At 37.1% G+C, this 11975-nt stretch carries 11 protein-coding genes and 1 riboswitch; of the genes, 8 read left to right on the top strand and 3 right to left on the bottom strand.

Going from position 1 to position 11975, the window contains the following annotated elements; translation table 11 throughout:
- The first annotated feature begins 21 nt into the window (after positions 1–21).
- From BLW60_RS15595 to BLW60_RS15580, 4 genes are all read left to right on the top strand, one after another.
- Positions 22–1674, top strand: a complete 1653-nt coding sequence (locus BLW60_RS15595; RefSeq protein WP_074719041.1) for a toll/interleukin-1 receptor domain-containing protein — start codon at positions 22–24, stop codon at positions 1672–1674.
- Positions 1675–1826: 152 nt separating this feature from the next.
- Positions 1827–3437, top strand: a complete 1611-nt coding sequence (locus BLW60_RS15590) for an SPFH domain-containing protein (protein ID WP_074719039.1) — start codon at positions 1827–1829, stop codon at positions 3435–3437.
- Positions 3427–4122, top strand: coding sequence for a hypothetical protein (locus BLW60_RS15585; protein ID WP_074719037.1), 696 nt, complete (start codon positions 3427–3429; stop codon positions 4120–4122). Before BLW60_RS15590 ends, BLW60_RS15585 begins: the two co-directional genes overlap by 11 nt.
- 34 nt (positions 4123–4156) lie before the next feature.
- Positions 4157–7066: a DUF6273 domain-containing protein gene (locus BLW60_RS15580; protein ID WP_074719035.1), complete on the top strand. Its 2910-nt coding sequence runs from the start codon at positions 4157–4159 to the stop codon at positions 7064–7066.
- A gap of 411 nt (positions 7067–7477) precedes the next feature.
- Positions 7478–7564, bottom strand: a riboswitch (SAM riboswitch).
- A 175-nt stretch (positions 7565–7739) separates the two neighbouring features.
- On the opposite strand, the gene BLW60_RS15575 is transcribed toward BLW60_RS15580, so the two are convergent.
- The 3 genes from BLW60_RS15575 to BLW60_RS15565 all read right to left on the bottom strand — a co-directional run bounded on the left by BLW60_RS15575 (position 7740) and on the right by BLW60_RS15565 (position 9192).
- Complete coding sequence (locus tag BLW60_RS15575; protein WP_074719033.1) at positions 7740–8228, bottom strand: hypothetical protein; 489 nt, start codon at positions 8226–8228, stop codon at positions 7740–7742.
- 188 nt (positions 8229–8416) lie between these two features.
- The gene (locus BLW60_RS15570; protein WP_074719031.1) at positions 8417–8902 is read right to left on the bottom strand and encodes a relaxase/mobilization nuclease domain-containing protein; all 486 of its coding nucleotides are present in this window, start codon (positions 8900–8902) and stop codon (positions 8417–8419) included.
- On the bottom strand, positions 8884–9192 hold the full coding sequence (locus tag BLW60_RS15565) for a plasmid mobilization protein (RefSeq protein WP_074719029.1): 309 nt from the start codon (positions 9190–9192) through the stop codon (positions 8884–8886). The genes BLW60_RS15570 and BLW60_RS15565 overlap by 19 nt, the downstream gene beginning before the upstream one ends.
- Before the next feature lie 219 nt (positions 9193–9411).
- Between BLW60_RS15565 and BLW60_RS15560 the strand changes: the two genes are divergently transcribed.
- The 4 genes from BLW60_RS15560 to BLW60_RS15545 all read left to right on the top strand — a co-directional run.
- On the top strand, positions 9412–9696 hold the full coding sequence (locus tag BLW60_RS15560; RefSeq protein ID WP_074719027.1) for a DUF960 domain-containing protein: 285 nt from the start codon (positions 9412–9414) through the stop codon (positions 9694–9696).
- A gap of 54 nt (positions 9697–9750) precedes the next feature.
- Positions 9751–10863 (top strand): amidoligase family protein, encoded by a 1113-nt coding sequence (locus BLW60_RS15555; protein ID WP_074719025.1) that lies wholly within the window; start codon positions 9751–9753, stop codon positions 10861–10863.
- 2 nt (positions 10864–10865) lie between these two features.
- Positions 10866–11057 (top strand): hypothetical protein, encoded by a 192-nt coding sequence (locus BLW60_RS15550; protein WP_074719023.1) that lies wholly within the window; start codon positions 10866–10868, stop codon positions 11055–11057.
- Between the two features lie 13 nt (positions 11058–11070).
- The coding region (locus BLW60_RS15545) for a class II glutamine amidotransferase (protein WP_081348296.1) at positions 11071–11975 on the top strand (905 nt) is incomplete at its 3' end.

The following is an 11975-nucleotide window of genomic DNA, read 5'->3' as shown; positions in this document are numbered from 1 at the left end:
TATAATAATCGGAGGGATAATATGGCAGTATTTAAATGTAAAATGTGCGGTGGTTCATTAGAGATTACTGAAGGTTTAACAGTATGCGAATGTGAATACTGTGGTACTCAGCAGACACTTCCTAAAGCTCATGATGATGTAGCTGCAAATTTATTTAATCGTGCGAATAACCTTCGTTCAAAATCAGAGTTCGATAAAGCTCAGGCGTTATACGAAAAACTTGTGACCAATTATCCCAAGGATTCTGAGAGTTACTGGGGACTTGTTCTGTGTAAATACGGTATTGAATATGTTGAAGATCCTGTAACTCTCAAAAAGATACCTACTTGTCACAGAACACAACTGGAACCTGTACAGACAGACACAGATTATATTGCTGCTCTGGAACATTCAGACGCATCGCAGCGTTCGGTTTATGAACGTGAAGCAGCAGAAATAGATCGACTGCAAAAGGATATTCTTGCAATAGTACATAATGAAAAGCCTTTTGACGTGTTTATATGTTACAAAGAAACAGATGCCGATGGTAAACGTACACCTGATTCTGTTATTGCTAATGATATTTATTATCAGCTTACACAGGAAGGATTTAAAGTCTTCTATGCCGCAATTACGCTTGAAGATAAGCTTGGACAAGCATATGAACCTTACATATACGCAGCTTTACACTCTGCAAAAGTCATGCTTGTCATAGGTACAAAACCAGAATATTTTGATGCAGTATGGGTACGTAATGAGTGGAGTAGATATCTGAAAATAGTCCGTGAAGACAGAAGTAAGCTACTTATTCCATGTTACAGAGATATGGATGCTTATGATCTACCTGAAGAATTTTCTCATTTGCAGGCTCAGGATATGTCAAAAATAGGCTTCATTAACGATGTTATTCGTGGAATAAAGAAGGTTTTAAATACTGAAAAGAATGAGCCTAAAGCTTCAAAAGGATCTGTTGTTCATAAAACGACAAGTACAAATGTCGAAAATCTGCTAAAACGCGGTAATCTTGCACTTGAAGATGAAAAATGGGAAGAAGCCAATAATTTCTTTGAGCAAGTACTTAATGAAAACGTCGAAGAATATAGAGCTTATGTAGGTTTACTTTGTTCTGAAATGAATGTATCAAATGAAAATGATCTCGTAAAACTACAAAAAGACTTCACTAAATCTGATAATTACCGCAAGGCGTGTCGATTTGGTGGTAAAGAGATTGAAAAGAGGCTATTTGAATATAATCAACAGGGTTTGTATGAAAAAGCCACTTTGCTTTTCAATCAGGCAAATAGTATTGAGCAATGCCTTGAAGCTGAAAATGTATTTTGTGAAATAACTGATTATTTAGATTCGCAGCAAATGATTAATAACTGTCAGCAAAAAAGACTACAAATTGAATATGATAATGCTCAAAAAGCATTGAGCATTGCTAAAAGTGAAGAAGATTTTCTCATAGCTCAACAACAATTTGAGCAACTCGGAATATATTCAGATGCTAAGGAAAAAGTAATTGAATGTTCGGAGAAAGCAAAAAAAGCAAGGTTAGAAGAAGATGAGAGAATAAAAGCTGAATATGAAGAAGCAAAAATAGAAAGTAGAAAAGAAAAAAAGATTTCAGTTTTAATATTTATTGCTATTGGATGCATTGCTTTCTTAATTACATATTTTCTGGGTATAGGTTAAAAATTACTAAAAGAACAATTCGAAATTGTTTTTTGGTTTGATGGAGGTAAAAAGTAATGAGCAAACATAGTGTAAAGTGCCCGACTTGCGGGCGAATAACTGATTTTTCTGAAGGATTGTTCAAATCTCTCCCAAAAGATTATACTTGTCCTATGTGTAATACAACCTTTGATGTTGCCAAAGCCAGTGCTATGGGAGATGAGCGAAAAAAAGGACTGGTTTCCGTTATTCAGTATGAGGGTGATAATAATACTTTTGTATGGAGACACCCGATAGAGAATTTTAATCTTGGTTCACAGCTTGTAGTTCGCGAATCACAGGAAGCTTTATTCTTCCGTGACGGACAGGCTCTTGATTTGTTCGGAGCAGGCAGACATAGCCTTGAAACACAGAATCTGCCGCTTTTGCAGAAACTGTACTCCCTTCCTACTAACGCAGATACTCCATTCCAATGTGAAGTATATTTCATAAATAAAACTGTACAGATGGGCGTTAAATGGGGTACACCTGATAAAGTTCGCTTTATTGATCCGCTAACAGGAACTCCTCTTGAAATCGGAGCATCTGGCGAAATGAACCTTATGGTCTCAGATTCACGTCGCCTTATCCTTAAACTGGTTGGAACTACAAGTGGTGTTGCATGGGAATCCGAAGGAGATGGTTTTACAAAGTCATTGCAAAAGGCCTTCCGTCCATTGATTTCTAATGCCGTCAAAACAAATCTTTCTTCTGTTATAAAGCAGAACGATATCGATATTTTGGAAATTGATGAAAAACTTGACCTTATATCAGATAATTTGAAAGAAAAGATAATAAGTGTTTTTGAAGAGTACGGACTTACTATACCTCAGTTCTATGTCACAAGTATAGTATTGCCTGAAAATGATCCTAATTTTAAGCGTATACGTGATCTTCATACAGTAACCTTACAGGCAAAAATGATTCAGGCACAGGCAAATATAAAAGTTATAGAGGCTCAGACTGAAACTCTATATCGTACAGAGCAGGAAAAGAGCAAGGCAGCTATCGAAGCTTCGCATCGTGAAGCAGAATTACAGCGTCAGCTCACAGAAACAGAAATAGCTAAGCGTGAAGCTGAACGCCGCGTCATAGGTGCTCAGGCAGAAGCAGAGTCACAGCGATTACAGGGGCTTACAGAAGCTGAGATCATGCGTGCAAAGGGATATAACCAGAAAGATGTCCTCCAGGCAGAGGTTCAGAAAGCATATGCTGAAGGCATAGGCAATATGACTATAAATGGTTCAGCTGGCAGTGCTATGGGTGATATGCTTGGAATGGGAATCGGACTTGCAGCAGCAGGAAATATTGCACCTAAGATAGGAGAAATGTTTAGCGGTATGCAAACTAATAAAACAAATACTGATGACTCTCATTCAACATCACAACAGGCTCAAACAGATTCATGGATTTGCAGTTGTGGTAATAATGCAACTGGTATGTTCTGTAATAACTGCGGCAGCAAAAAGCCTGCTCCGGCAGAAACATGGGATTGTTCATGCGGAAACAGAAATATCATTGGTAATTTTTGTAATTTATGCGGGGCAAAAAAGCCAGATAAGCCAGATACTTGGGACTGTGTATGCGGTAATAAAGGTATTATAGGTAATTTCTGTAATATCTGTGGTTCAAAAAGACCAGATAAAGCCGACACTTGGGATTGTTCCTGCGGCAATAAAGGAATAATTGGTAACTTCTGCAATATTTGTGGAAATAAGAGAGGTGAAAATACTAATGAAGAATAACCATAAAAACAAGGTGCTGATGATTCTTGGTATAATTGTAATCGCTTTCAGCGTGTTTGCATTTCTAGTACCATTTTCAAAAGACGGAGTTTTCTGGACAGCCTATATATTTGAGATTATTGCTATCTTGATACAAATTCCTATATTTAAAATTGCATTTGATAATGGTGATACTATAAAAAGCAAGTTTCTTGGATTTCCTGTATTTAGAGTTGGTTACATATACCTTTTCGCTCAAACCATAATATCGGTTGCACTTATCATTATTGGCGGTTTTGTTCCTTTTCCAACATGGGCAGCAATAATAATCTGCACACTGGTTCTGTCTGGCGCACTGATTTGCAGCATAAGTGTTGAAGCTGCACATGAAGAAGTACAGAAAATAGAAGAATCACAAAAAATCGTAACTTCTTCTATGTTAGAACTTCGCAATATTTCGTCGGGTTTGCCATCATTAACAAATGATCAGGCTTTAAAAGCAGAATTGAGTAAACTTGCTGAATCCTTTAAGTACAGCGATCCTGTTTCTTCTGATGAAACAATACAGTCAGAGAGTTTGTTGAAAAACAAACTTAATGATTTAGCCATAAAGCTTTCAGACGGAAGTGCGGATATCAATGATATACATGAGATACAGAATAAGCTTTCCGAACGAAATGTGATCTGTAAGTCTTACAAGAAATAAAAAATAATTCATTATTATATGGGGAGGCGAGATAATGGCTATTATTAAATGTAAAATGTGCGGTGGTTCTTTAGAAGTTAAAGACGGACTTACTATCTGTGAATGTGAATACTGCGGTACAAAACAAACCTTACCCAAGACGGACAATGAACAGAACCTAAATCTATTTAATAGAGCAAATCATTTCCGTCAGCAATGTGAATTTGACAGGGCTGCGGAAATATATGAAAAAATGGCAAATAATACTAGTGCAGATGCTGAGTTATATTGGTCGATGGTTTTATGCCGTTATGGTATAGAGTATGTAGATGATCCTATTACTAAAAAGAAGATTCCTACCTGTCATAGAACACAGTTCAGATCTATATTGAACGATCCAGATTATCAGGCAGCTTTAGAATATGCAGATGTAACACAACGCAGTGTCTATGAGGAAGAAGCAACTTATATCGATAACGTTCAAAAGAGTATACTAGAAATATCAAACAAAGAACAGCCATTTGATGTGTTTATATGCTACAAGGAAACAGATGAAAATGGTAAACGCACACAAGATTCTGTTCTTGCGCAGGAGCTTTATTATGGTCTTACTCAAGAAGGATTTAAAGTCTTTTTCTCAAGAATTACCTTGGAATCAAAACTCGGAAGGGAATATGAACCATATATCTTCGCTGCTTTAAATAGTTCTAAGGTAATGGTTGTTGTCGGAACAAAGCCTGAATACTTCAACGCCGTATGGGTTCATAATGAGTGGAGTCGTTATTTAATGCTTATGCAAAACGATAAAGAAAGAACTCTAATACCTGCATACAAGGACATGAATCCATATGATCTTCCAGATGCTCTGTCTATGTTTCAGGCACAGGATATGTCTAAACTTGGCTTTATGCAGGATCTTGTAAGAGGTATACGAAAGATACTTAATACTGATAAAGATGATATAAGCATTAAAAACAGGTCGCATCAGCAGGCTGATATTAAAGGTTCAAGGGGTATTAACGTAGAAAACTATATAAAGAGAGGCTATCTTTGTCTTGAAGACGAAAAATGGAATGATGCAGTTAATTTCTTTGAACAGGTACTCAATGAAGATGTTGAGGAATATAGAGCATATATCGGAAAATTATGTGCTGAAATGAATGTATCAAATGAAAATGATCTCGTAAAACTACAAAAAGACTTCACTAAATCTGATAATTACCGCAAGGCGTGTCGATTTGGTGGTAAAGAGATTGAAAAGAGATTATTTGAATATAATCAACAGGGTTTGTATGAACATGCAATTTCCCGTTTTAATTCCATCAAAAATGTCGAGCAATGCATCGAAGTTCAAAAGTTATTCAGTGCTTTAGGAGATTATGCTGATTCTAGAAAAATAGTTGAAAAGTGTAAAAATAAAGAGTTGCAAATTAGATATGATACAGCACAAAATACAATGAATCTAGCAACAAGTGAAAAGTCTTTTATCATGGCACAAAAACAATTTGAACAACTTGGTGAGTTTTTAGATGCTTCACATAAAGCGCAAGAATGTTTTGAAAAAGCAGAAATAATCCGTAAAGAAAAAATATATAATAATGCAATAAGCTTATGCATTAACGATAATATTGCTGACATAAAATCAGGAATTGAAATACTTGAAAATATATCTGATTATAAGGATGCTTCTCAAAAAATAGAAGAATATAATAAAAAGATAATAGAAATAGAAATTGCAAATAAAGCAAAACAAGCAAAACAAGAAGCAGAAAAACGAGCAGCAGAAGAAGCTAAGAGAGCTGCTCAAGAAAAAATATATAATGATGCTCTAATACTAAGCAATAGTAATATTATTACTGATTTAGAATCTGCTATTATAAAACTTGAAAGCATTTCCAGCTATAAAGATTCTTCAGAAATAATAGCATTTTGCAAACATAAAATAAAAGAAATAGAAGATATAGCGCAAGCAAGACGTGAAGCCTCAAGACGAGATGCTGAAAAAAGAAAAGAAGTTGCAAAAAAACAAACAAAGATTACTTTAGTTACATGCGGTTTGTTTGCATTGTTAATTATTGGAATTATAATTGGAAGAAGTATGTATAAATTATCAAGGTATAATAAAGCGGTTTCTTTACTTTCAAACGGCGATTATGAAGATGCCATAAATATATTTAATGATATAAATAACTTTAAAGACTCAAATGATAAAATCAATGAATGCAAATATAAAAAAGCTCTTTCTTTATTATCAAATGATAAATATGATGAAGCAATAAATGAATTCAGTAATATATGTGGTTATAAGGATTCTATAATACAAATCATAGAATGTAATTATCAAAAAGCATATTCTCTTTATAAAGAATCTCATTATGATGAGGCTATTTCACTATTCTCTTCATCAGATTTATACAATTATAAAGATTCACAATCTTTTTTAAGTTTCTGTAAATTAAACATAGCGGAGAAAGGTGATATAGTTGTATTTGGTCAATATGAATGGCATATTATTGAGAAATCTAATGATTATTTAACTCTTTTATGCAAAAATGAAGTAACTAAAATGGCATATAATACTAATAAAGGAGATAATACATGGGAGCAATGTTCATTACGGCAGTGGCTAAATGATGATTTTTATAATCAATTTACAGATATTGAAAAAGACCATATTAGTATTACAAAATGTAAAAATAATAACAATATTGAGTATGGTACTTCAGGAGGAAATGATACAGAGGATTATATATTTCTATTAAGTTATGATGAATATAATAAAATTGAATCTCCAACACAAAAAAATGTAGAATATTCGATGCAATGGTGGCTTAGATCACCAGGAGCTAATCAATTTCTAGCAATGACAATTGATAACACTTACAAGCCTAATACAAAAGGATGGTCAGTTAATAAGGATTTTATAGTTCGTCCAGCATTAACCATAAAGCTTAAATCAGATTGAAACAGAATAGCCCCATGTATAGATTTAGGCATACTCTCATTGGTGAGGGTATGCCTTTTTGCGTTATAAGAGCAATATAAGTTAAACTCTTCATGTACAGTTGGTCACAGTTACAGTATCAACAGCTGTCCTCCTCATGACGGGGGAGGCTTTCCATATTATATTACAAATGTCATCTCAACAAGATTAATCCTCAAACTTAAAATCATCATCATCTGACTCTTCATAGCCAGATACTGGTGAACTCCTTCCAAGTGTCCTCACTGTTGAGATATACCCATACCTTCTCGTCGTTTCCTAACATTTCTCTGATTGTACGCATAGTATATGCACTCCTTATAAATTATTCCATAAGAGTACAAAAAAGCGACCCCTCGTTACGACAGGATCGCTGAATAAGCATCATTTATCATCCCATCGTTCAAGCTTTAGCACCTTACATCCTTGCAGGTTGCTGTACGGTCAAAGGGCTTGTCCCTCGCGTACTCTTTATGGTATCTTCATAATATCATGGATTTCAACGATTGTCAAGCACTATTTTCGTTGTCATGACCAGTTGGTCGGAGCAGCATATAAGACACGGATAATGGCAATTCAGAACTATCCAAGAGCATACAAACAGCCAAGCTTCCCCGTTATGGGGAAGCCTCTTTTTCTATACTGATTGAATTTTTTACTTCAGATACTTAAAGCCATAGTCTTCTCGTAGTTCCTTCAGCCGACTTTTAGGCGTGGTAAAGCTAAACCTCGAGTCATATTCCACGAGCAAATGATAATCTAATAGCGACAATGTACATGAACTAATGCCGCCATCATCGCCGCACTTGATCAGGCACTTATCAATCACAGTCACACCATTATCCCCCTCATGCGAGAGATAAAAATTTGATGACTCATAATTAATCCAGCGTGTGAGCAGGAAATAGCGGCTCATATCGGAAGAGTTTTCAAAGCTATCAACAATACGGAGCCAATGCCTGTTAACGCTCATAATCAGTAAAATCACATACAATGACGGAGCATCGCCAGATTCATGTGCCAAGCTAATAGTTTTCTCCTTAATATCGATGGTTAGATTACAAATAGCCTTACAATCGTCGAAGTGGAAGTCATCTGTGAAGGTCTCAAATCTTGAGATAAAAATCTCTCTCATATTTTTCATTTTAACCTCCTAATCCTTAATTTAAAAGATCAGTTCCAATCATTTATTTTCTTCACTTTAATAATATATATGTGTGACTTTAGAATCAAAGCAATTACACCGCCGTCCTCCCAATGGGAGGACTTTTTTATAATAGCGGTGTATAGGTGGGGAAAAGAGAAAACGAATCTAAATATTATAATATTATATCATTTATTTGCTTTATTATCAAAAGTGAAAGAGCATTTCTGACCGATTATTCCCTCAAGATATTTGCAGTATGCCAACATTTCTTCATATCCGGTTTGAATCATATATCCGTTCACATAACTAACGGAATTAATGATAATATGGGTGTGAAAGTAACCGTATTCAAAATCCTTTTCGTGAGTACAGCATAGCACCTGATATAGATTTGCGAAATACTTAGCGCCATACTCACCGTACATAGCAGCCGTAGCTAAATCCTTTACGGAAATATCATACGCAATGACGATATGGACTAAAGGATTCCCACTTACCTTGCCGAAGTACCTTCTTGTGGCTAACATCTGGCGATAAGCCATATTTACGGAATATGGGTTCACGCCATATCCCCAACCGTTTAAAGCACGTTCGTCTGAGACGTAATTTAATGCACGTCTCAAATAAGATAATCCACCATATGTGTTTCTGATCACATCAATTTGAGCCATATTTTTTTCATCTCCTTCTGCATATTATCGACTTCCTCAGGTGCATTCTGTTCTACAACACGACAAGCGTTGTTGAACATATTTTGCATCTGAACAATCAAAGCTGGTGTTAGTCCTGTTTTTTCTTTGGATGCCACATTTGCCATGTATGCACTCATGGACTGGCCATGTTTGTTTGCATTTCTCTGTATAGCTTCGTATTGGGCATCAGACAACCTTACAGATGTAACCTTTCCCTTCCTTTCAGTTTCGTCCCTGTAATGTCCAGGTTTCTTGTTTTTCTGTGCCATAATGATTGCTCCTTTATATGAATTTGGTATCCGAAATACGGTATCTATATAAGGTACAAATACAAGTATAATTACTATAATTTGTCTCTATATAGCAAGCCGCCTCCGGCGTTCCATTATTATGTAGTACATAATTTAAAATATTTATTATTTTCCAATATATATTATTAATTTGATAATTACTGATTATCGAATAATAATTATGAAAGGAGAATGATAATGTTTAATAACAACCGATATCTGACATGTGGTGTTGACAGTTCCATACCATTGGAATTGCAGTTGTTCTTGTGGGAATGTGTAGAGCATATGCCTGCTCCGAAGGACTATTTACAGATGTTTGAGTTAAGTCCATCGGGTTCTATGCAGTCTATAACACACAGCTCAGAAGAACCCGAATATCGACAGGTATACATGATACCGTCAGATGCACCTATTACTGAAAAGCTGTATATCATCGATGATGGGGATCACAGTACCATGCTACTTGTAAGTGAATATTAAAACTAATGCCAGCCCTTCGGGGCTGGCTCTTTTCATTTTACGGAGGTTTTATCAATGGAAGAAAACAAAGAAAATGTGCTATATTGCTCCCACTGCGGTGCTTTGATAGCTGAGGGCGAAGATTACGAGGAAGTGAACGGCGAGATAGTCTGCACGGACTGTTATGAGCGGCATACCACGATATGTGACCGATGTGGCTCGATCATTTGGACGGACGATAGCTATGGCGACGAGTACACCAATTTATGTTCGTCATGTTACCACAACCACTACGTTAGGTGCTGTTGTTGTGATGCCCTGCTCCATGAAGACGACGCCTACAACATCGATGGCGACAGCTACTGCGGTGAGTGTTACAGGGATGAAGTGGATAGAAACAGAAGTATCCATGATTACAATTTCAAACCAGAACCTATATTTTACGGTGACGATTCAAGCCGATATTTCGGCGTTGAGCTTGAAATCGACTGTGGTGGCAAGGATAGTGATAACGCCGATGAACTACTCGCTATCGCTAATAGAGGCGCTGAGCACATCTACATCAAGGGGGACGGATCATTGGACGATGGTATGGAGCTGGTAACACACCCTATGAGTCTTGAATATCATAAGCAGTTCTGTTGGGAAGATATTATGAAAAAGGCTATATACCTAGGATATCGAAGCCATCAGACATCAACATGTGGACTTCATATTCACGTCAATCGCTCCTGTCTCGGCGATGATCAGGAAGAGCAAGAGCTCGTAATTGGCCATATATTGCTATTTATTGAGCAGCATTGGAATGAATTACTCAAGTTTTCACGGCGCAGTGAGTATAGCATGGCACGATGGGCAAGCAGATATGGATATGAAAATTCAGCAAAAGCAATATTGGACAAAGCGAAGAAAGGCGGCAATGGGCGTTATGCTGCGCTGAATTTAATGAATTGGACGACGATTGAGTTCAGATTGTTTAGAGGCACGCTCAAGTATAATACGCTGATAGCTGCATTGGAACTGGTTAACGCTATTTGTGATGTGGCTCTTAATATGGCAGAGGACGAGATTGCAAATCAGTCTTGGTCAGACTTTGTTCAAACACTCAAAGAACCAGAGCTGGTTCAGTACTTAAAGGAGCGCAGACTCTATATCAACGAAGAAATAGAAATCCAGGAGGAAATGTAAAAATGAAAAAACCAGAAATAATAGAAAAATTACCGAAATTCCCGATAACCGAATTCAGGCATTCAGATGCTCAGGTAGTGCTTAGGCTTGTCACCATATTAGCAGCCTGCCACTTGAGCGGAAAAATTAACCGTGTTCTGAAAAGACTCCAGAAAATGGAGCATCCTGATGAGTTCATCAACATTCTGAAGTGAGGAGGTAGAATAAATGTGCAGTCTATTTGGATTTCTCGATTATCAGGGCATTATTCCCCATAAAGTTCTCCGAAAGCTCTGCCAGTCATTGGCAGTCGAAGCTGAGGAGAGGGGCAAAGATGCATCAGGGATAAGTTATGTCAGAGACGGTCAGATTGTCATATACAAGAGACCGAAAGCGGCACATAAGCTTCATTTCAATCCGCCGGAAGGTACTACTGCCGTCATGGGTCACACAAGGATGACAACGCAAGGCAATGAGAAATATAATTACAACAACCACCCATTCGGTGGAAGCGCTGGCAATATTTCCTTTGCCTTTGCTCACAATGGCATACTTTATAATGATAAAGAGCTTAGGAAGGAGAAGCAGCTCCCTGTTACCGCGATTGAGACTGACTCATACGTAGCAGTGCAGCTCATTGAGTCACAGCACAAGCTTAGTTTCGATAGTCTCCGATATATGGCGGAGCAGGTGCAAGGCAGCTTCACTTTCAGTTTGCTTGATGATAAGAACAGCCTGTATCTTGTGAAAGGCTCCAACCCGTTATGCCTGCTCCACTTTGAGTCTCTTGGTCTTTACGTATACGCCAGCACTGAGAGCATAATGAAAAATGCTCTGAAACGTGTCGGCTTACATAAATTTGCTTCTGAACGTATCGAAGCTGACGAAGGTGACATCATAAAGATTGACAGCTACGGCAATATTACACGCTCGCAATTTACTCCTGCTCCTACATATTCTCATTTTTCACGTTGCAAATGGTGGTATGGTGATTACGAGGACTATTTCACAACATATGAGGAAACTCTCGTCGAGATGGCTCATTTGTTTGGCGCAGACGAGAATGATGTCATAATGCTGCTGGATTATGGCTATAGCGCGGACGAGGTGGCTGATCTTTTAATGGATACTGG

This window comes from Ruminococcus flavefaciens (assembly GCF_900108555.1).
Lineage (GTDB): Bacteria > Bacillota > Clostridia > Oscillospirales > Ruminococcaceae > Ruminococcus > Ruminococcus flavefaciens_P.
The sequence above is the reverse complement of the archived record's forward strand: the minus strand, read 5'-3'. Positions and strand labels throughout refer to the sequence as shown.